Below are 19,177 nucleotides of genomic sequence, written 5' to 3' on the forward strand. Positions count from 1 at the left end.
GGCGAGCCTCCGTGGGGGCCCGCACGCGCGATGGCGCCGCCCCCGTGCCCCGCCGCACGGGCTGACCCTGGAGGAGGTCGTCTACCCGGACGACGACGATCTCGCCGCCCGGGCCGAGCGTGCCCGCGCCACCCGACGCCTGACCTGCTGACCGCATTACCGCCCCGACTCCCACCGCCCCGGAACCGCCCGCGCCGCGCTCCCCGATCCGCCTCTGCGGGCCGCGTGGTGCGATTCACGGAACTGGAAAGCCGCACCTTTTGACCCTCCCGCAGGGCGGCCGGTACTGTTGGCAATCGTCGTGCAGCACGCGTGCGCGTGTCCGCGGTGCCGTCCCACTCGCCCCGGATCGCCTGTGCTCCGACCACTCACCTGACCATGGTGGTCTCGCCGAACCGCGAACGCTTCGCCGCGCTTCGGCGTGCCCACTCGCCAAGAGAAACGAAGGCAACGCCCGTGCGCACGTATACACCGAAGCCCGGCGACGTCGAGAAGAGCTGGTACGTCATCGACGCCACCGACGTCGTCCTGGGTCGACTCGCGGCCCAGGCCGCCACCCTGCTCCGTGGGAAGCACAAGCCCCAGTTCGCGCCCAACGAGGACTGCGGCGACTACGTCGTCATCATCAACGCCGACAAGGTGGCCCTCACCAACGGCAAGGCCGACAAGAAGTTCGCCTACCGCCACTCCGGTCACCCAGGCGGTCTGACCGCCGTCTCCTACCGCGACCTGCTGGCCACCCGCCCCGAGCGCGCCGTCGAGAAGGCCGTCAAGGGCATGGTGCCCCACACCAAGCTCGGTCGCGCCCAGCTCAAGAAGCTCAGGGTCTACGCGGGTGCCGAGCACCCGCACGCTTCCCAGAACCCGAAGACGTTCGAGATCACCCAGGTCGCCCAGTAAGCGCTCCAGCGCTCGGCACCTCGCGACAAGCAAAGGACACATCGTGGCTGAGACCACTGTCGACATCGACGCGCTGGACGAGGAGAACGCCCCCTCCAGCTACACCACCGAGACCGAGGAGTCCGCTCCGGGTCGCGGCCAGTCCATCACCGCCCCCGGCTCGGGTCTGGGACGCCGCAAGGAGGCAATCGCCCGCGTGCGCCTCGTGCCCGGCACCGGTCAGTGGACGCTGAACGGCCGCTCCCTAGAGGACTACTTCCCCAACAAGCTGCACCAGCAGCTCGTGCGCGCGCCCTTCGCCATCCTGGACCTCGAAGGCCGCTTCGACGTCGTCGCCCGCATCAACGGCGGCGGCGTCTCCGGCCAGGCCGGCGCCCTGCGTCTGGGGATCGCCCGCGCCCTCAACGAGATCGACCGCGAGGCCAACCGCGCCACCCTCAAGAAGGCCGGTTTCCTCTCCCGCGACTCGCGCATCGTGGAGCGCAAGAAGGCCGGTCTACACAAGGCCCGTCGCGCCCCCCAGTACTCCAAGCGCTGATCCGGCGCGGTACCGGCCGGGCAGGTCGGAACCGCCCGTCCGCCTCGTACGACGGCGGCCGTCCCCTCACCGGGGCGGCCGCCGCCGTCGTTCCGTCAGGGGTCGCTGCGATCGGTTCCGTTCTCGATGGAGGGAATCGGCCGGTGGCGCGATTGGGTGCAACGACGGCGTAGAGCTGAAGCGGAGCCGCCCCCGAGGACATCAGACCTTGCTCGCCCTGCGGTCGTCATGTCCCCATAGCGGGCGGCCCGTGGCAGGATGGTGCTGTTTCGTCATCCATCAGGAGGATTTCCATGGCTCGTCTCTTCGGAACCGACGGCGTACGCGGCCTGGCCAACGACCTGCTCACGCCCACCCTGGCCGTACAGCTCGGTGAGGCCGCGGCCCGCGTCCTGACCAAGGACTCGCCCGCCACCCGGCGCTCGCGCAGCATCCGCCCCCGTGCCATCGTGGGTCGCGACACCCGCGCCTCCGGAGAGTTTCTCGACCACGCCATCAGCGCGGGCCTGGCCTCCTCCGGGATCGACGTCACCCGTGTGGGCGTCCTACCCACCCCGGCGATCGCCCACCTGACGGCCACCCAGGACATCGAGCTGGGCGTCATGATCTCCGCCTCCCACAACCCCTTCCCGGACAACGGCATCAAGTTCATCGCCCGCGGCGGCTACAAGCTCGCCGACTCCGTCGAGGACGAGATCGAGGCGCTCCTGGGCAAGGTCAGCGACCGCCCCACCGGCTCCGACGTCGGCCGTGTCATCAAGGGCGAGACCGTTGCCGACCAGAACTACATCAACCACCTCGTCGACTCCGCCGCCACCGACCTGTCCGGGCTGCGCATCGTCGTCGACGCCTCCAACGGGGCCGCCTCCGTCGTCGGGCCGGCCGCGCTGCGCGCCTCCGGCGCCGAGGTCATCGTCATCAACGCCTCCCCGGACGGCCTCAACATCAACGACAACTGCGGCTCCACCCATCCCGAGCAGCTGCAGAACTACGTCAAGGCCGTCGGCGCCGACATGGGCGTCGCCTATGACGGCGACGCCGATCGCTGCCTGGCCGTGGACGCCGACGGACAGCTCGTCGACGGCGACCAGATCATGGGCATGCTCGCCATCGGCATGAAGGCCGATGGCACCCTCGGCTCCGACACTCTCGTCGTCACCGTCATGAGCAACCTCGGCCTCATCCTGGCCATGCGCGAGCACGGCATCCGCACCGTCCAGACCGGCGTGGGCGACCGCTACGTGCTCGAGCGCATGCTCCAGGGTGGCTACACCCTGGGCGGCGAGCAGTCCGGGCACGTCATCGACACCCTCCACGCCACCACCGGCGACGGCGTGCTCACCTCCCTGCGCGTGGCCGCGCGCGTCAAGCGCACCGGCAAGACTCTGGCCGAGCTCGCCAGCGTCGTGACCCGCCTGCCCCAGACGCTCATCAACGTCAAGAACGTGGACAAGGCCGCCGCCAGCACCAACCAGTCTGTGCAGGATGCTGTCGCCTCCGCGGAGAAGGAGCTGGGCGAGACCGGCCGCGTCCTGCTGCGGCCCTCAGGCACCGAGCCTCTCGTGCGCGTCATGGTCGAGGCCGCGTCCCAGGAGGAGGCCGACCGCGTGGCCCGATCCCTGGCCGACACCGTCAAGAACAACCTCAGCCTGTGAGCTGACGGAAGGTTTCTCGTCGGTCTTCAGAAGGCCATTATGTCCAACCTATGTGCCCCGCCCAGAACCTATGGGCGGGGCACAGGGTATTGAACCTTCTGGGACTGCTGGCACACGTCGTAGCCGTGTAGTGGTCGACGGCTATGCCTCAGCCTCAATGTTATTGCCGATCTACTTCTGATATAACTTTTGGGATACAGCGTCTATCAAATCGAGCGGAGCGAGCATGGAGTTGCCCGATGGCGGATACCGTCCTCCGCCGATCCACGTATGTGAGGACGAAACCTACCCGATCGATGTTGGCCCGATCTCCGGGCCAGGGTGCCACCGAATAGTCATACGGCTGAGGACCTACAGAGGGCGAGTGGTTGACTATGCGCTCCAGCACGAGTGGCGCTCCGGCCCGGATAATGATTGGCAGCCCGTGTTTCGGATTGACACACGTCATGGTTGCATCCACTCTCACCAATACCATCGGGACCGAGACCGTGAGACCCGTCCCATCCAAGTACTAGGGAGGAACGACCATGCCATACTGGGGGCGTCTTACGACGAGTCATACAAGCAGGTAATCGACTGGATGGAACAGCACTTCAGGAGCTGGCAGAGATGAGTGACACCAAGACGACGCGGCGTGACGCGGCGCGCGCTGTGGGGCTCTTCCTCGGTACGACTCAGGGGCGGGAGTTGTTCAGGCGCAACCACTACCTCAATGACACCAGGATCCTTGCGGTGCCTGAGTCCGAGCCCATCGACTCCGTGATCGCCGATCACCTCGACCACGGTGCTGACACGATAGTCGCCGTGTTCTTCCCCGACCGTCAGGGCAGCAAGCGCTTCGGCTTCTTCAGGTGGGAGATGCCTTCAAGGCAGGCCCCCGAAGGGTGGGGCACTGCCGATGGGGTGACGCTGGGTACCGGGCCTCAGGGCCACACATCGTCCATCGGCGCTGTGATGGATACGATGAAGGCTCAACGTTTTACTCTTTCTGACGATGGTCATCACGATGATGTCCCGGCCGTGTCTGCCCTGCTCAAGCGCATGTCATCCAAAGCGTTTGCTGCTTCCTAACACCTGAGTCTCACTTGAAGCTCTCGACGTCGGCGCGCTGTCATGATGGTGGTGGGTCTCGCGGCCTATCTTGACCGCTGGAACACCGCCTCACGGCGATGGGGGAGAATAGGCCCGTGACCTCCCCGTACCGCTTGGCTCTCTTGACAGATCCGCCGACCTGGCGCGGCACGGTCCTGAGCGGGAGGACCCTCGATCTGCTCGCTGTGTTGGCCGCGAGCCCGCAAACCCGGGTGAGCGACGGCTCCCTCATCGAGGCCCTGTGGCCCGACGACGTCCCGGCCCGGCCCCTGCGGGCGCTGCACGTCGTCGTCTCCCGGGTTCGGGCGGCGGTGGGGGAGGACGTCGTCGAGCGCATCGGCGACGGGTACCGACTGGCACTGCCGACGGCGCAGATCGATGCCTGCGACCTGGCGGACCGGGCGGAGCGGGCCCGCACCCGTGCCGTTGAGGGGCAGTGGGACCAGGTTTTGGACCTCACCGGTTCCTTGCCCCAGGTGCCCGCTCACTGCGAGGCCGATGATGCCGTCGGAGCCGGACCCTCTCCTCTGTCCCGCCTGCGGGAACGCGCCGTTGCCCTGGCCGAGGCGGCCCGCTGCGACCGGGGGCTCGCCCTGGAGGCAACTGGTGAGCACGAGCGGGCTGCGGAGCTGTTGCGCGAGGCCGCCGGGCGCGATGCTGGTGACGAGACCGTCCTGGCTGCTCTCATGCGCGCCGAGTCATGGTCTCGCTCACCTGCGGCCGCCCTGGAGATCTATGAGCAGTACCGCCGCCGGCTGCGCGATCGGGGAGCTGTGCCGGGACCCGCCCTGCGCGCCGCCCACGAGGCCGTTCTAGCCGCTGAGAGCCCTGTACGCCGCGGCCTGGAGCCCGAGCCTGAGCATTTCCTGGGGCGGGAGGCGGACGTGACCGGTGTTCTCAAGGCCTTGAGCACCCACCGTCTGGTGACGCTCACCGGTCCCGGCGGGGTCGGCAAGACAACCCTGGCCCAGGTGGTGGCGGCCCGCTGCCGCCGCCCCGCCGTCTACGTCGTCGCCCTCGCCGAGGTATCCCCCGGAGCCAATCTGATCAGAGTCCTGCTCGACGCCGTCGGAGGCCCCGGAGCGGCCGACGGTGACCCGCGCCGCGCCCTGGCCGCCACCCTCGCCCAGCCCGGAACCGTCCTGGTCCTGGACAACTGCGAGCACCTGGCCGACCAGGTCGCCGACCTCGTCGGGCCGCTCCTGGGCGCCTGCCCCGGCCTGCGCGTCCTGGCGACCTCGCGCCGCCCCCTCGACCTGGCCGCGGAGCACGTCCACCGCCTCGAACCGCTCGATACCGCATCGTCGACCGAGCTGTTCCGCGCCCGCGCTCTGGCCGCCCGTCCCGGCCAGGTCATCGACGACGATGACCTGGACGAGCTCCTAGCGCGGTTGGAGGGCATCCCCCTGGCCATCGAGCTGGCCGCCGCGCGCACCCGCAGCCTGTCGGTCGGCCAGATCGCCGAGCGGCTGCCCGGCAGACCCGATCTGCTCACCGCCGCACGTGACGTGCCGGCCCGTCAGCGCACCCTGAGAGCGGTCATCGAGTGGTCCTGGAACCTACTCGACCCCGCCGAGCGCCGCGCCATGGCGCGCCTGGCCCTGCTCGCCGACGGCTTCACCCTCGCCGCCGTGGAGGCGCTCGTCGGTGCGCAGGCCGCCGACCTCCTCGATGCCCTGGTCTCCCACTCCCTGCTCGTGGTGCGTGACCACGGTCTGCCCCGTTTCCACATGCTCGTCACTGTCCGTGACTTCGCCCTGGAGCAGCTGTCCGCCTCCGGCGACGAGGCCGCGGCCCGGGCGGCCCTGCACGAGTGGGCGGTGGACCTGTGTTCCCAGATCCGCTTCCCCATCGACGCCGGCGACTTCGGCGACGCCAGTCACCCTGAGTCGCGCCACCACGACCGCCTCTTCCAGCAGGTCGCCCACGATGAGGCTGTCATCCTTCAACAGCTCGACCGGCTCCTGGCACAGGCCGACGGCCACGGCGCAGATCACCTGCCGGCGGAGCTGCGCGACGCGATCTGCCTCATCGGCGCCGCACTCATGCGGCTGTGGAGCGTCACCTGGAGCTATGAGCGCATCGCCGACTACGGAACGCGCCTCATCGGTCCCGCCGCGCAACCGGCCCAGGACCCGCGTGGGAACGAGGCCGGCCTGAGCGTCCTGGCCCTGTGCGTCACCCTCTTCGGACTCCTGAGCCACGTGCCCGCACAGGTCCGCTCACTCCTGCCGGCCTCCTTCGACGGCGAGGGGCCGTTCTCCCGGGTGAGGCGCTTCCTGCGTGCGAGCGACGCGCAGTGGCCCGAACTGATAGACGACGCCGACCCCTGGGTCGCTTGGGCGGCGACCCGCTGCCTGGCCGCCCAGCAGGAGGACGACGGCGACCCCCAGGCCTCACTGAGAACCATCGAGACCCTTCTGGACCGGCTCCGCAGGACGGACCTGGCCGGCATTCACCTGCTCGAGCTCCACCTCCACCGGCTGCAGGTTCTCATGTCACTGGGGCGCTACAACCAGGTCATTGACGCCTGTTCGCGCGCCCAGGTGCTCCTGGAGAGGGTCCTGCCCAGCTGGGGCGAGTTCTTCCACACAACACTGCACATGGAGGGGGCCTACTGCGCGGTCTATCTCGATCCGCGTCCCGAGACTGCGGACAGGTTGTTGGAGAGCCTGGAGCCCGTCGACCTGCCGGGAACCATGCGCTTCATCGCCCGTTCTGTGCGCGGCGAGCTGGAGCTCACCCGTGGGAACGCGCGCACCGCCGCCCTCATCCAGCGCGTGAGCCTGCGTTATGCCGGGAACTGGCGCTCTATCCTGGGATCCGGCTCCCAGTGGGAGCTCTACATCCTGAGCATGTGCCTGGTCACCGACGTCGAGCTCAGCCCCGACGACGCCGTCGAGCTCGATGCCCGAGCCATCCGTGCCCGAGCCACCTCCCTGCTGCGTGAGATCCTCTCCGACCCGGCTCCACGGCAGCGCGACATTCCTACGATCATGGCCTTCGCCGCGGCCGTCGGCCTGTCCATCGTGGCTGCTGAGGACGTGGGCTCCGACCGGCGGGCAGTGGGGGCCGAGCTGGTCGCCACCGCCCTGGCCGTGGGCACCAACCAGACCTGCCGCCTGCTTTCCCACGACTACCTGCGCAGCCGCACCGAGCAGCTCGACGCCCGGGCGCTGGCTCAGGCCGAGGAGAGGATCCGGCCCCTGGGCTGCAGCGAGCTTGTGGCTCACGCCGCCGACCTCGCCGGCCGTCTGGCGGGCGAGGTCGGCTGAGTCCTCAACATGCGGCTCAGGCGTTGCGCCGCTGGTAGCGAAAGACCGTCAGGGGCGCCATGACAGCCAGGACCAGGAGCGAGCCGATGATCGCGGCACGTACGTCCCCGGCCGAGCCCGCTGTTCCGTCCAGCAGGTAGCGGCCGCCGTCGACGATGTGTGAGACCGGGTTGTGGCGTACGAAGGTCTTGAGCCAGCCCGGCAGCGTCGAGGTGGGCACCATGGCGTTGGACAGGAAGGTCAGCGGGAACAGGACGATTACCGTGAAGGAGGTGACCGCCTGGGCTGAGGAGAAGATCGTCCCCAGCAGCAGGAAGATCCAGGCGATGGCCCAGGCGCAGCCCGCCGCCAGGGCGATGGCGCCGACCGTCCCCGACCAGCCGTTCTCAGGCCGGTAGCCCAGGACGTAGCCGGTGAGCACGGTCAGCGAGGTGCAGATGAGGTAGCGCAGCACGTCGGAGACCATCGGGCCCAGGACCGGCGCGATACGGGACATCGGCATGGTGCGGAAGCGGTCGAAGACGCCCTTGTCCATGTCCTCGCGCAGGTCCACGCCCACGCTCTGGCTCGTGGTCAGGGCATTCATGATGATGAGCCCCGGGACGATCGTGGGCAGATAGGCCTTGACGTCGCCGGCGATGGCGCCGCCGAAGAGCTCGCCGAACAGGACGGTGAACATCACCGGCTGGATGAGGATGTCGTAGAACTCCCCGGGGTTGCGCACCATGGTGATCAGCGAGCGCCAGGCCATGGCGAGGGTGTCCGGGACGAGCCGTGCCTCGCTGAAACGGGAGACGGCGGGGGAGAGGGCGGTACTGGTCGAGGTGGTTGCGGCTGCTGCTGGGGCGGTCATGACTGCTCCTTGACGTCTGAAGGACGGGCGGATGGGGAAGTGGGCGAGGGCGCCTCGTTGTCTCGGGGACGGTCGGTCAGGGCCATGAAGACCGAGTCCATGCTGGGGCGGTCCACCGAGACGGTTCTGGGGGACAGGTCGGCGTCGCGCAGGGCTACGAGCACCTCGGTGGCCACCGACGCCTCGCTCAGCGGTGTCTGCAGATGAGTACCTTGGTCGACGACCGCCGGAGCGTGACCGGTCACCCGCTCGATGATCGCGGCGGTGGCGGCCTGGTCCTCGGGGGTCGTCGGGGTTAGGACGAGTGAGCTGTTGCCCACCCGGTCCTTGAGTTCATCGGGAGTGCCCTCGGCGATGAGCCGTCCGGTGTCGATGATGCCGACCCGATGGGCCAGGCGGTCGGCCTCCTCCAGGTACTGGGTGGTCAACAGGATCGTCGAGCCGCCCTCCACCAGGGAGCGGATGACGTCCCACATCTGCTCACGCGTGCGCGGGTCCAGGCCGGTGGTGGGCTCATCCAGGAAGATGAGCGGGGGCTGGGCGATGAGGGAGACGGCCAGGTCCAGCCGACGCCGCATCCCACCGGAGTAACTGTTCACCCGCTTGCCGCCCGCCTCGGTCAGGCTGAAGGCGGCCAGCAGCTCGTCGGCCCGTTCACGCGCCCGACGTCGGCCAAGTCCCAGCAGACGCCCGAAGAGCCGCAGGTTCTCCACCCCGGTGAGCATCTCATCGACGCTTGCGTACTGGCCCGTGACCCCGATGAGGCTGCGTACGGCATGGCGCTCGCGGACGACGTCGTGCCCCAGGACCGTCGCCCGACCGCGGGTGGGCGCCAGCAGGGTGGTGATCATGCGCAGCGCCGTCGACTTGCCGGCTCCGTTGGGGCCGAGCAGGCCGTAGACGATGCCGGCGGGAATCTCCAGATTCAGGGAGTCGACGGCGGTGAAGGAGCCGAAGGTCCGCGTCAGGCCATCGGTCTTGATCGCCGGGGACTGGGATGGTGAAGGTGCTCTGGTTGCTGTTCGCGATGTCATGCCGGCAAGGCTGGCCCCCGGCGGTTTCACAGCGGCTTCATCTCGACGCCGTCGGGTTTCACGGCCTGAGACGGGGCTGCGTCCGTGCTCGGTTTGATGACGCTGTCGGGTCGGGCGGTAGGGCTAATATCCTCATGAGTCACTCCACAGCACCCCGAGGAGTCCCGATGACAACGTTCTCGTCGCGAGTGTGGTCACGATGACCGCCCTTCTCCACCACAAGGTCTACGGCTACGGGGCTCGTTCGTGTCGTTGTGGTGGGTACTGGAAGAACGCTGTCGATAACCGTGGGCGCCCCTATCTGACCAAGGAAATGAGTGAGCTACGGGCACGCAACATCAGTGAAGACGAGTGGCAGATGCTCCTGGCCGAGGTCCAGCAGCTGCTCCGGGATGCAGAAGCCGGTCGTCTCAACTACGACAACAGCTACACCAAGGGCGTCGTCTGCAAGGCTCAAAGTGCGCATGACGTACTCGAGGCGCGCCTGGAACTGACCGTCAACCTCGACGGAGAGCAGCGCCATCTACGGCTGTACTTCACTGAACCGGATGACGAGGATCGTCTGCTGCTCTCGCTCAGCTTCCGCCACAAGCGAGGCGGAAAGCGCGGATTGGAGGAGCAGGACGAGCACATTGCCGAAGCTCAGAGGCGTTTCGAGTCCTGGGCGCAGACGCCGTGAATGAGGTGGTGTGAGATGCAACGATGCGCTCCCCGCAGGATCGAAGCAGAGACTAGTATGTCGCTACCGATATATCCCACAAGGCGGTGAGAGACATGGACATCTACGAGCTTCTCGGCGAGGACCCAGACGCCCCTGGACACAAGCATGCGCGCAGCCTGGTCGCTGCCGACCATGCGTTGGTCCGTGATCTCGTCGCCGTGCGCGACCGCAGCGGTATGACTCAGGCTGACGTTGCGCGCACTATGGGCACCAGTCAGGCATCCGTCTCCCGGTTCGAGTCAGGCCACTCGGATGCTCACCTGTCCACAGTGCGTCGCTATGCCAAGGCAGTGGGCGCGCTCATCCGCCACGAGGTGATTGCTGTCGGTGAGCATGACGTTCGTCGTGCCGCCTGCAACGCAGGTATGCCTGAATACAGGTGGGCCTCGTCCTCTACGGAAGCGGCGCGACGAGTATCCACGGGCAAGCTGGTGGGGGCATGATGTCCGCGCCGAGTTCTGACGAGACGAGCGATCAACGCTTCTCGCTGCGATCGGCCACCGTCCTGCAGCTTCAGACCTTCCGTGTCATCTGTCAGCCACAGGACATAGAGGAGGACTTTGTTCAGTGGCGCATCAGCCCGATTGAAGTGCAGATGGCGCCGGAGGAAACTGCTCCGATCCACGCTCTCGTCGGTGATCTTGCCGTCGGCGCTGGTGAATGGTTCGTCGGCGCTACCGCCAGTATGGTGTTCGCTGCTTCTGACGATGAAGTTGACGAGACCGCGATGCGAGAAGATCTCACTGCTGTCGCGCAGCGCTACGGCCCTTGGGCTGCACGTGTCCTGTGGGATCATGTCTCAGCGGCTGCACGTACAGTGTCGGCACTTTGTCCTGGGAGCGCGGGGTGCATCGATATCCCTGGGGACATGCCGGATGTCACCTATCCGTCTCCTGCTGGGCAGACCGGTCGTACCACGAACGATGAGTAGTGATTTGATGAGGCTTATTCATAGGGTGTAGGTGAATATGATTCCGAGGACTGCTGTGATGGTTGTCTTGAAGGTTTCTAGTGGTCTTTTGTAGCCGGTGTGCAGGACTCTCCAGGTCTTGATGTTGGCGATGACTCTTTCGATCTTGTAGCGGACCTGGTTGACGGTGGTGTTGTAGGCCTTGTCATCAGGGTGGAGCGGTAGGTTCGCGGGTTTTCTTTTCGGGGTGATCATGCCCAACCCGATGTAGCCCTTGTCGCCGATATGCCGCGGTGGTGATGCCCCTTCCGGGAGGTCGGCGGGTGGCACGTCAAGCAGTCCGCAGCGGCGTAAGGCCTCGGTGTCGTGGACCCTTCCGTCGTGGGGGTCGGACACCCAGGCCAGGTGGCCCGTGAGGGTGCAGGCGACCTGGACGTTCAGTCCGGTGGTCCTGTGCTTGCCGGAGTACAGCTCAGGGTGTTCGGCCCAGGACCAGCACTGAAGGAGGGTGCCATCGACGATCAGCTGCACGGTGGGATCCAGATCCTCCACAGTCGGCACACTGATTTCCAAAGCCCGGGCAATCAGGGGTGTGTAGGCGGTGAGGACTCGGGAGGCGGTGGCCTGCGAGACGCCGTAGAGCTCGGCGAGTAGCTCCTGGGGTAGGTTGTGCCTCAGGTATGTCAGTGTCAGGCGCACGCACAGGAACAACCCCAGCACCCTCGCCCCGAACGCCGGCAGGTCGGGATTCGCGGCGTGAATGGTCTCGCACAGGTCCACAACCTCGCTGCGAGTGATCCTCGTGCTACTATTCATGTCGGCGGTTTGTTCTTGGTTGAGTTGGCTTAGACACCAAAACTCTCTCAAGAGCAAGCCGCCACCCTACTTAGCGACACACCCCCCTTTAAACACCCTAAACACCCCTATGAATAAGCCTCGATGAGTGAGCGATTGCGTCATTAGGCGGCTACCCTATCCGGCGAGGCACCCGTTTCGGACGACGGCCTTTCAAAGTCGGGCGATGTCGGTGGTGCCGGAGCCTCGGCGGGTGGCCTTGTCGCGGGCCGCTTCGTAGCTCTCGTAGAAGACGGGGGCGGGAATCCTGCTGGCCCGGCCCTGCTCGTAGACGGTCCGGCACACGAACAGCAGGTCGTCGGTATTGCCGTGCAGCGTCATGATCCGGCGCGTGAGGAGATTCCTGGCAAACATGCGTTTCATGAGCGGCGCGGACACGGCCGTCGGCAGCCGGTAGGCGAGCAGCTCGCCGCGGTAGCGCCTCAGATCAACACCTCGCGAGGCCACGATCCTCGACGTCTCCCGGATTGCTTTAACCACCCGGGCGAGCATCCTGGAAGAGCCCATGAGCTGCTCGGCTGCGCGCGTCGTGTCCTCGACGTCGCCGTACATCCCCGCGACGGCGCCGACGCCGGCGTTGATCGCCATATGCAGCCAGATCCACTCGAGCATGTCATGGGGGCGCTCGAGGCTGATGCTGCAGGAGTCGAACAGCGTCTCCACCCTCTCGTAGCCCGGGAAACGGGCCTTGTCGCGCCGCTCCAGCATGACGTGGTCGAAGACGCAGCAGGCGAGTCGGTTCCCCGTGATGCTCCCACCCGCCACCGGGTACCCCAGGAGGACGTCGCGGCCGGCCATCAAACGGTCGAGTTCCTCGCGTTCTCCCCAGAACCCGCAGAACAGAAGCACAGGTCCCTCGATCCCGCTTGTGCGGAGGTCGGCCATCACCTCGGCGATCCTGCCCTGCGGCACTGAGACCACGATGAGGTCGTAGCTGGTGCGTCTCTGGTGATGAGCGTTGTACTGATCGCGGGTCAGCGAGCCTTTCGGGTCAGTCCTGCCATCGAGGATCTCGACCTCGAGCGAGCTGACTGAGGCCCTCGTGCTGCTTTGTCGCACCAGGTGCTCGACGTGGTGACCGGCCTTCTGAAAGAGGTATCCGTACGTCGTCCCGATCACCCCCAGACCGACGACGAGGACGTTCATGGGAGCTGTAGGTGTTGCCTGGGTTGTCATGACCGTGAGCCTGTGGTCCTCCGGTTTCAGACCGGTTTCAGTGTCTGGTGCTCAAGGTCCGCTCAGGACTTGCGCCGCAGGACCCGGCTCATGCGGTGCTCGGCGTCCTTGGCCGGGACCAGGGCTGCCCGCCCCGGGAAGGTCATCAGATCAGGATCGGTGAAGGGCGGGTTCTGGTGTGATTCAAACAGGCGTGGATGCCACTATTTTTAACATGTAAACCTCATCGTGTCTGTTTTGTTTGATTGACGACCATAGTGTGTCGTTTTATCATTCATTTATGATTAGTAGTAACATCGCCGCCTTGCGTAAAAAGCATCGCTGGACTCAGGAAGCATTGGCAAACAAGGTTGGCGTCTCTCGGCAGACCATTGCCAAGTGGGAGGCTCCGGGTGGTAATCCCGACATTTCCTCATGTATTCGGTTAGCGCAGGCGTTCGATGTTGCGATCGACGATCTTGTCAACGGTGACACTTCATTTGTTTCCATGCTTGATCGCCCCGGCAAATACATATTTGGCACCGTTGTGATCGATCAGGATGGGAGACTCACGCTTCCAGTGCGAGCCAGAAAGGTATTCAATATCAAGTCTGGCGACGAGCTCCTACTTATTGGCGACATCGATCAGGGGCTCGCTTTGATGGATGCGCAGTTCTTTGTGCAGGCTGCTCGTCACGTGGAGGGAGATCATCGTGCGGCACATGATAATACTGAAAACTAAGCGAAAGAGGGTGCGTGTGCTGATAATCATTTGCGTCGTGCTTGGCTTGCTCGGGGGAGGTGTGACTTATTATGCTCATCGAAATATGACCTATGATCGGGCTGCTGAAACGGTTGTTCGTCGTGCTGGTTTTGTTGAAAGGCGTGTAACGTTGCCGAGCGGTGCAATCATTCACTATGGTGAGGGACCGAACAATGGTTCACCGCTCATGTTGGTTCACGGTCAGCAAACAATGTGGAGGGACTATAGTGCGGTGCTCGGGGAACTATCTCAACGCTATCACGTGTTTGCGGTCGACTGTTATGGCCATGGTGGGTCGAGCAAAAATCTCGCAGATTATACGGCGATCAAGAATGCAGTTGATTTCGTGTGGTTTATCCAGCACGTTGTCAAGTCTCCTGTCTTGATCTCCGGTCACTCTTCGGGAGGTCTGTTGGCGACCATCGTTGCCGCCAAGGCTCCACAGCTTGTTACTGGTTTATTGATTGAGGATGCGCCGTTCTTTGCGACTGAACCTGGAAGGGCTGAGAAGACATTTGCTTGGCTCGGGTTTCGTGACATGCATCATTTCTTGCACGGTGGTGAACGAAATTTCACCCGTTATTCACTTGAGCACACCTATCTTGCGCAGGTTCTTGGGAAAAAGAACTTTGATGTGTTTGTTAAGCGGCCTGCCCTCGATTACATGAGGCGTCATCCCGGCGAAATACCGCGTCTTTGGTACTACCCTCCTGAGCTGCATGTCAATGAATTCCTCGATTTGACGGCGAACTTGCAGGATGGTACGGGCTCCTATGATTTGCGATTCGGTGAGACCTTTTATGATTTCTCGTGGTTTGCAGGTTTTGATCAGGTGGAGATGTTGAAGGCTGTGCGCTGTCCGTCAATTCTTTTGCATGCTGCTCATCCGTCGAATATGCGGGGCTACTATGATGATCGTGGGGTACTGCTCGGTGCTATGGATGATCGTGACGCGTCGCGTGTCCACTCGCTTCTCTCTCGTAACACTCTAGTCGACAACGTTAAAAGTGGTCATAATATTCATTCTGAGCGGCCTGAGGTTTTTATCAAGGCCGTCGATGATCTTCGTTAACCTTGTTGCAGGAGTGGGATAGGAGTGTTTTCTGAAAATTAAAATCGGTGCCGACACCACGGTGTTAACACTGGGTGCTGCACTGGACTCTTCGGGGAATCGGCCTGTTGGTGTCCATATCGGTGACAAAGGGATGTTCGAACTCCAGGTCGCGTGAACGAGAACCTTGAAATCATGCGGTTTTGCTTCGTCACCACGAGAACGGTCTGGGCCTTTTGTCACCGATGTGGACATCCTTGGCCCCTCTTCGGGTTGCTGACGGTGCATGTCTGATGCCGGTTCGGGCATGTCCCTCTTCTGGTGCGGTCTACTCCACGAGGATGGGGATCTACTGGCCAGGGGTTGTGCGCACTGCACGAAGGTCCTACCTACCTGGAGTACACCCAACCCTCCCGCAGTAGCACCCGACCCTCGTGCAGTGCACGCCCAAGGCTGGCAAGGCGGCTACGGGCGACCGCGTCCGCTATGTCCGGTGAACCGGCTGATGACTTCACCCCAGGCAGCTCACCCCACTGGAGTCTCAGCGCGAGGAGGAATCAGGACTTGCGCAGCAGGACCCGGCTCATGCGGTGCTCGGCGTCCTTGGTCAGGACCAGGGTGGCCCGCCCTCGGGTGGGGGCGATGTTCTCGCGCAGGTTGACCAGGTTGACGCTCTCCCAGATCTCGTTCGCCCCAGCCAGGGCCACGTCGTCGGGGATCTCGGCGAAGCGCCGGAAGTAGGAGCCCGGCTGGGTGAAGGCCGTGTGCTTGAGGGTGAGGAACCGGTCAAGGTACCAGCGGCGGATGTCGCCCGGGTCGGCGTCGACGTAGATCGAGAAGTCGATGAAGTCGCTCACCGCCAGGGCCGAGGCCCCCAGCCGCGTCCCCCGCGGGGCGGGTTGGAGGACGTTGAGCCCCTCCAGGACCAGGACGTCGGGGCGCTCCACCGTGACGTGCCGTCCCGGCACGATGTCGTAGACCGTGTGGGAGTAGACCGGCGCCTGGACGCGCTCGCTGCCGGACTTCACGGCGGCTACGAAGTCCAGCAGCGAACGGCGGTCGTAGGACTCGGGGAAGCCCTTGCGGGCCATGAGACCGCGCTTCTCGAGGACCCGATTGGGCAGCAGGAAGCCGTCGGTGGTCACCAGGTCCACATGAGGTGTGTCCGGAAAACGGCTGAGCAGGTGGGCGATGAGGCGCGCCGTCGTCGACTTGCCGACGGCGACCGATCCGGCCACCGCGATGACGAAGGGCGTGGGCGGCTCGTCCACGCCCAGGAAAGTGCCGGTACGGTGCGCGCGCTCACGGGAGGTGGCGATGTAGTCCTCCAGCAGGGCGGTCAGGGGACGATAGACGGCGTCCACCTCGGCCAGGTCGATGGGGTCGCCCAACCCCCGCAGCTTCTCGACATCGGCCTGGGTCAGTGGCAGCGGTGCCGAGGATGCCAGAGCGGACCACTGGTCGCGGTCCAGCTTGATATAGGGCGAGGCATCCGGGATACCCGGGTCGCTCGGGTCACTCAGCTCGGAGGTCACCGACACAGTGTCGCAAAAAGAGGTGCTTGTCGGATAATCCCCGGGAGACGAAGAGGACTCGGAGACATATCAATCGAGACGTCGATCGGGATACCGGCTGAGGAATTGGGACCTGGCGGAGGTCGTGATGGGCGATTCCGAGCGAGCACCGACAACACACCGACATCACACTGAGATCACACCGACGTGGTCCTGCGCTCGTTGTCAACGTCGCGTCAGCATGATTCGATCGGAGCATGTGTGGAATTGTCGGCCACGTCGGCCCTCTGACTGAAACTGGTTCCTCCCGTTCCCTGACTGTTCTGTTGGACGGCCTCGGCCGTCTGGAGTACCGCGGCTATGACTCCGCGGGCGTCGCCCTGGTGGGTCCCTCGGGCCTGGACGTCGTCAAGGAGGCTGGCAAGCTCTCCGGCCTGCGCGAGCTGCTGGAGGCCACTCCGCCAGCCCCTGCCACCGCCGGCATCGGCCACACCCGCTGGGCCACCCACGGCGGCCCGACAACGGTCAACGCCCACCCCCACCGCGCCGGCCACCTCGCCGTGGTCCACAACGGCATTATCGAGAACTTCCGGCCGCTGCGCGAGGAGGTTGAGGCCGCCGGACGCGAGCTCCTCTCCGACACCGACACCGAGGTCGTCGCCCACGTCCTGGACATCGACTTCACCCAGCGCCTGCGCCAGGACCCAGCCGCCGCCTCCGACCCGGCCCGGGTCGCCGAGATCCTGGTCGCCTCCATGCAGGCCGTCACCGCTCGCCTCGAGGGCACCTTCGCCCTTCTGGCCGTCAGCGACCTGGCCCCCGCGGCCATCGTCGCCGCCCGCCGCTCCAGCCCGCTGGTCATCGGCCTGGGCGAGGGTGAGAACTTCCTGGGCAGCGATGTCGCCGCCTTCGTCGCCTTCACCAAGAGGGCCGCCGAGGTCGACGACGATCAAGTCCTTCTCCTTACCGCCGACGCCGTCCGCGTCTGGGACAAGGACGGCAACGACGTCGAGCCCAAGACCTGGGAGGTCACCTGGGACGCCTCCGCCGCCGTCAAGGGCGGCTACGACACCTTCATGGACAAGGAAATCCACGAGCAGCCCACCGCCGTGGCCGACACTCTGCGCGGCCGCGTCGACGAGCGCGGTGAGCTCCAGCTTGACGAGATGCGCATCGACCCGGCCGTCCTGCGCAGCGTCGACAAGATCATCGTCATCGCCTGCGGCACCGCCGCCTATGCCGGGCATGTCGCCAAGTACGCCATCGAGCACTGGTGCCGCATCCCCGTGGAGGTCGAGCTCGCCCACGAGTTCCGCTACCGAGACCCGGTCGTCAGCGAGAAGACCCTGACCGTCGCCATCTCCCAGTCCGGCGAGACCATGGACACCATCCAGGCCGTGCGCCACGCCCGCGAACAGGGCAGCAAGGTCCTGGCCATCGTCAACACCTATGGCTCGACCATCGCCCGCGAAGCCGACGCCGTCCTCTATACCCATGCCGGCCCCGAGGTGGCCGTGGCCTCCACCAAGGCCTTCCTCGCCCAGATCACCGCCTGCTACCTGCTGGGCCTCTACCTGGCCCAGCTGCGCGGCAACAAGTGGCCCGATGAGGTCGCCGAGTACCTGGACAATCTGGAGGCCATGCCGGAACGGATCCAGCACGTCCTGGATAGCCAGGAGGCCAGCGTGCGCGACCTGGGCGCCGAGCTGGCGGACAAGTCCTCCTTCCTGTTCCTGGGCCGTCACGTCGGCTTCCCGGTGGCGCTGGAGGGCGCGCTCAAGCTCAAGGAGCTCGCCTACGTCCACGCCGAGGGCTTCGCCGCCGGCGAGCTCAAGCACGGCCCGATCGCACTCATCGAGGAGGGCCTGCCGGTCTTCGTCATCGTGCCCACCCCGCGCCGCCCCGTCCTGCACGACAAGGTCATCTCCAACATCCAGGAGATCCGGGCCCGCGGTGCGCGCACCATCGTCATCGCCGAGGAAGGTGATGCCGACGTCGAGCCCTTCGCCGACCACATCATCCGGGTGCCCGCCACCCCCACGATCCTGTGGCCGCTGCTGACCGTGGTGCCGTTGCAGGTCTTCGCCGCCGCCCTGGCCGGGGCCAAGGGGCTGGACATCGACCAGCCGCGCAACCTGGCCAAGTCCGTCACCGTCGAGTAGCTCCGACGGCGATTCATCGTCCCGCCTCTGCCCCGCCTTTCAAGACACCGGGCCCCGGACTTTCCGGGGCCCGGTGACTACAGGGCGGGGCGCAGGGACTTGACCTGCGGCTTGGTGCGCGCCTCGGAGCGCTGGGAGGAAAGGGCCCAGTCGTCGTCATTGTCGACGTGGTCGGCCTGGGCGACCACGAAGGCCTGCGCCATGCCGCCGTCGTGGGCCAGCGAGAGGTGCCAGTGGCCGATACCCGCCTGGCGCGCCGCCATTGCCGCCGCCCCGGTCAGGCGCAGGCGAGGCGGTGCGCCGGGCGTCGAGGTCACCTCGATATCCTTGTAGGCCCATCCCTCGGGCGCGTCCAGCCCCAGCTCGGCGTAGGCCGACCCCAGGGCCTTGAGAACCGCCTCCTTGGCGGCCAGGCGCGCCCCCAGGGAGGCCGCGCGCTTCTGACAGACGGCCAGCTCGACGGAGGTGAAGAGGCGCTCGCGCAGGCCGGGCACTCGGTCCATATAGCCTTCGAGGCGGGTGACGTCGACCAGGTCAGTCCCTACTGCGCGGATCACTCGGCCATTGTGCCGGGTGGAAGGGAGCGGAAAGGGGTGAACGCGCCGCATGTTCTGGAAAAGACAACTTTCTGTAACGACGAAGGCGGACCCACTCACAGCATGTCTCATATTGTGGGACTAACTGTCTCAGAACTTCGTT

18 protein-coding genes are annotated in these 19,177 nt (G+C 65.5%); 12 read left to right on the plus strand and 6 right to left on the minus strand.

The window, feature by feature from the left end; translation table 11 throughout:
- Positions 1 to 456 precede the first annotated feature (456 nt).
- The 6 genes from rplM to HMPREF0975_RS06245 all read left to right on the plus strand — a co-directional run bounded on the left by rplM (position 457) and on the right by HMPREF0975_RS06245 (position 7,460).
- Positions 457 to 900, plus strand: a complete 444-nt coding sequence (gene rplM / locus HMPREF0975_RS06225; RefSeq protein ID WP_009233286.1) for a 50S ribosomal protein L13 — start codon at positions 457 to 459, stop codon at positions 898 to 900.
- A 43-nt stretch (positions 901 to 943) separates the two neighbouring features.
- On the plus strand, positions 944 to 1,438 hold the full coding sequence (gene rpsI / locus HMPREF0975_RS06230) for a 30S ribosomal protein S9 (protein ID WP_009233287.1): 495 nt from the start codon (positions 944 to 946) through the stop codon (positions 1,436 to 1,438).
- 293 nt (positions 1,439 to 1,731) lie between these two features.
- Positions 1,732 to 3,093 carry a phosphoglucosamine mutase gene (glmM, locus tag HMPREF0975_RS06235; RefSeq protein ID WP_009233288.1) on the plus strand — a complete coding sequence of 454 codons (1,362 nt, stop codon included), beginning with the start codon at positions 1,732 to 1,734 and terminating at the stop codon, positions 3,091 to 3,093.
- Positions 3,094 to 3,319: 226 nt separating this feature from the next.
- Positions 3,320 to 3,706 carry a DUF7718 family protein gene (locus HMPREF0975_RS17300; RefSeq protein WP_442852328.1) on the plus strand — a complete coding sequence of 129 codons (387 nt, stop codon included), beginning with the start codon at positions 3,320 to 3,322 and terminating at the stop codon, positions 3,704 to 3,706.
- On the plus strand, positions 3,703 to 4,164 hold the full coding sequence (locus HMPREF0975_RS06240) for a hypothetical protein (RefSeq protein ID WP_009233290.1): 462 nt from the start codon (positions 3,703 to 3,705) through the stop codon (positions 4,162 to 4,164). Before HMPREF0975_RS17300 ends, HMPREF0975_RS06240 begins: the two co-directional genes overlap by 4 nt.
- Before the next feature lie 98 nt (positions 4,165 to 4,262).
- Positions 4,263 to 7,460, plus strand: coding sequence for an ATP-binding protein (locus HMPREF0975_RS06245; RefSeq protein WP_009233291.1), 3,198 nt, complete (start codon positions 4,263 to 4,265; stop codon positions 7,458 to 7,460).
- A 16-nt stretch (positions 7,461 to 7,476) separates the two neighbouring features.
- Here HMPREF0975_RS06245 and HMPREF0975_RS06250 read toward each other — a convergent pair whose 3' ends face one another.
- Positions 7,477 to 8,313: an ABC transporter permease gene (locus tag HMPREF0975_RS06250; RefSeq protein ID WP_009233292.1), complete on the minus strand. Its 837-nt coding sequence runs from the start codon at positions 8,311 to 8,313 to the stop codon at positions 7,477 to 7,479.
- Positions 8,310 to 9,347 carry a daunorubicin/doxorubicin resistance ABC transporter ATP-binding protein DrrA gene (locus HMPREF0975_RS06255; RefSeq protein ID WP_009233293.1) on the minus strand — a complete coding sequence of 346 codons (1,038 nt, stop codon included), beginning with the start codon at positions 9,345 to 9,347 and terminating at the stop codon, positions 8,310 to 8,312. The genes HMPREF0975_RS06250 and HMPREF0975_RS06255 overlap by 4 nt, the downstream gene beginning before the upstream one ends.
- A 199-nt stretch (positions 9,348 to 9,546) precedes the next feature.
- Here HMPREF0975_RS06255 and HMPREF0975_RS06260 point away from each other — a divergent pair, with 199 nt between their 5' ends.
- The 3 genes from HMPREF0975_RS06260 to HMPREF0975_RS06270 all read left to right on the plus strand — a co-directional run bounded on the left by HMPREF0975_RS06260 (position 9,547) and on the right by HMPREF0975_RS06270 (position 10,999).
- Positions 9,547 to 10,026: a hypothetical protein gene (locus HMPREF0975_RS06260; protein ID WP_009233294.1), complete on the plus strand. Its 480-nt coding sequence runs from the start codon at positions 9,547 to 9,549 to the stop codon at positions 10,024 to 10,026.
- A 95-nt stretch (positions 10,027 to 10,121) separates the two neighbouring features.
- Positions 10,122 to 10,511, plus strand: coding sequence for a helix-turn-helix domain-containing protein (locus tag HMPREF0975_RS06265; RefSeq protein ID WP_009233295.1), 390 nt, complete (start codon positions 10,122 to 10,124; stop codon positions 10,509 to 10,511).
- The gene (locus HMPREF0975_RS06270) at positions 10,508 to 10,999 is read left to right on the plus strand and encodes a hypothetical protein (protein ID WP_049939528.1); all 492 of its coding nucleotides are present in this window, start codon (positions 10,508 to 10,510) and stop codon (positions 10,997 to 10,999) included. Before HMPREF0975_RS06265 ends, HMPREF0975_RS06270 begins: the two co-directional genes overlap by 4 nt.
- 18 nt (positions 11,000 to 11,017) lie before the next feature.
- On the opposite strand, the gene HMPREF0975_RS06275 is transcribed toward HMPREF0975_RS06270, so the two are convergent.
- Positions 11,018 to 11,794 (minus strand): transposase family protein, encoded by a 777-nt coding sequence (locus tag HMPREF0975_RS06275; RefSeq protein ID WP_009233296.1) that lies wholly within the window; start codon positions 11,792 to 11,794, stop codon positions 11,018 to 11,020.
- Positions 11,795 to 11,986: 192 nt separating this feature from the next.
- Positions 11,987 to 13,009 (minus strand): ketopantoate reductase family protein, encoded by a 1,023-nt coding sequence (locus HMPREF0975_RS06280; RefSeq protein ID WP_009233297.1) that lies wholly within the window; start codon positions 13,007 to 13,009, stop codon positions 11,987 to 11,989.
- Between the two features lie 280 nt (positions 13,010 to 13,289).
- Between HMPREF0975_RS06280 and HMPREF0975_RS14795 the strand changes: the two genes are divergently transcribed.
- Positions 13,290 to 13,730, plus strand: a complete 441-nt coding sequence (locus HMPREF0975_RS14795) for a helix-turn-helix domain-containing protein (RefSeq protein ID WP_010614554.1) — start codon at positions 13,290 to 13,292, stop codon at positions 13,728 to 13,730.
- 16 nt (positions 13,731 to 13,746) lie between these two features.
- Positions 13,747 to 14,823, plus strand: coding sequence for an alpha/beta fold hydrolase (locus HMPREF0975_RS14800; protein ID WP_232212475.1), 1,077 nt, complete (start codon positions 13,747 to 13,749; stop codon positions 14,821 to 14,823).
- Positions 14,824 to 15,359: 536 nt separating this feature from the next.
- Here the strand turns inward: HMPREF0975_RS14800 and coaA are convergent.
- A complete protein-coding gene (gene coaA, locus HMPREF0975_RS06285) occupies positions 15,360 to 16,343 on the minus strand; it encodes a type I pantothenate kinase (protein ID WP_009233299.1) in 984 nt (327 codons plus the stop codon).
- Positions 16,344 to 16,573: 230 nt separating this feature from the next.
- Here coaA and glmS point away from each other — a divergent pair, with 230 nt between their 5' ends.
- The gene (glmS, locus tag HMPREF0975_RS06290) at positions 16,574 to 18,478 is read left to right on the plus strand and encodes a glutamine--fructose-6-phosphate transaminase (isomerizing) (protein ID WP_009233300.1); all 1,905 of its coding nucleotides are present in this window, start codon (positions 16,574 to 16,576) and stop codon (positions 18,476 to 18,478) included.
- Positions 18,479 to 18,555: 77 nt separating this feature from the next.
- Here the strand turns inward: glmS and HMPREF0975_RS06295 are convergent, their stop codons facing one another.
- Positions 18,556 to 19,035 (minus strand): holo-ACP synthase, encoded by a 480-nt coding sequence (locus HMPREF0975_RS06295; RefSeq protein ID WP_049939531.1) that lies wholly within the window; start codon positions 19,033 to 19,035, stop codon positions 18,556 to 18,558.
- Between the last annotated feature and the right edge of the window lie 142 nt (positions 19,036 to 19,177).

The organism is Actinomyces sp. oral taxon 849 str. F0330 (assembly GCF_000239715.1).
GTDB lineage: Bacteria > Actinomycetota > Actinomycetes > Actinomycetales > Actinomycetaceae > Actinomyces > Actinomyces johnsonii.

What these genes read in the sequence shown, in the direction of transcription:
- glmM (WP_009233288.1), top strand. Translation starts at nt 1,732, where the DNA reads ATGGCTCGTCTCTTCGGAACCGACGGCGTACGCGGCCTGGCCAACGAC.
- HMPREF0975_RS17300 (WP_442852328.1), top strand. Translation starts at nt 3,320, where the DNA reads ATGGAGTTGCCCGATGGCGGATACCGTCCTCCGCCGATCCACGTATGT.
- HMPREF0975_RS06240 (WP_009233290.1), top strand. Translation starts at nt 3,703, where the DNA reads ATGAGTGACACCAAGACGACGCGGCGTGACGCGGCGCGCGCTGTGGGG.
- HMPREF0975_RS06245 (WP_009233291.1), top strand. Translation starts at nt 4,263, where the DNA reads ATGGGGGAGAATAGGCCCGTGACCTCCCCGTACCGCTTGGCTCTCTTG.
- HMPREF0975_RS06250 (WP_009233292.1), bottom strand. Translation starts at nt 8,313, where the DNA reads ATGACCGCCCCAGCAGCAGCCGCAACCACCTCGACCAGTACCGCCCTC.
- HMPREF0975_RS06255 (WP_009233293.1), bottom strand. Translation starts at nt 9,347, where the DNA reads ATGACATCGCGAACAGCAACCAGAGCACCTTCACCATCCCAGTCCCCG.
- HMPREF0975_RS06260 (WP_009233294.1), top strand. Translation starts at nt 9,547, where the DNA reads ATGACCGCCCTTCTCCACCACAAGGTCTACGGCTACGGGGCTCGTTCG.
- HMPREF0975_RS06265 (WP_009233295.1), top strand. Translation starts at nt 10,122, where the DNA reads ATGGACATCTACGAGCTTCTCGGCGAGGACCCAGACGCCCCTGGACAC.
- HMPREF0975_RS06270 (WP_049939528.1), top strand. Translation starts at nt 10,508, where the DNA reads ATGATGTCCGCGCCGAGTTCTGACGAGACGAGCGATCAACGCTTCTCG.
- HMPREF0975_RS06275 (WP_009233296.1), bottom strand. Translation starts at nt 11,794, where the DNA reads ATGAATAGTAGCACGAGGATCACTCGCAGCGAGGTTGTGGACCTGTGC.
- HMPREF0975_RS06280 (WP_009233297.1), bottom strand. Translation starts at nt 13,009, where the DNA reads ATGACAACCCAGGCAACACCTACAGCTCCCATGAACGTCCTCGTCGTC.
- HMPREF0975_RS14795 (WP_010614554.1), top strand. Translation starts at nt 13,290, where the DNA reads ATGATTAGTAGTAACATCGCCGCCTTGCGTAAAAAGCATCGCTGGACT.
- glmS (WP_009233300.1), top strand. Translation starts at nt 16,574, where the DNA reads ATGTGTGGAATTGTCGGCCACGTCGGCCCTCTGACTGAAACTGGTTCC.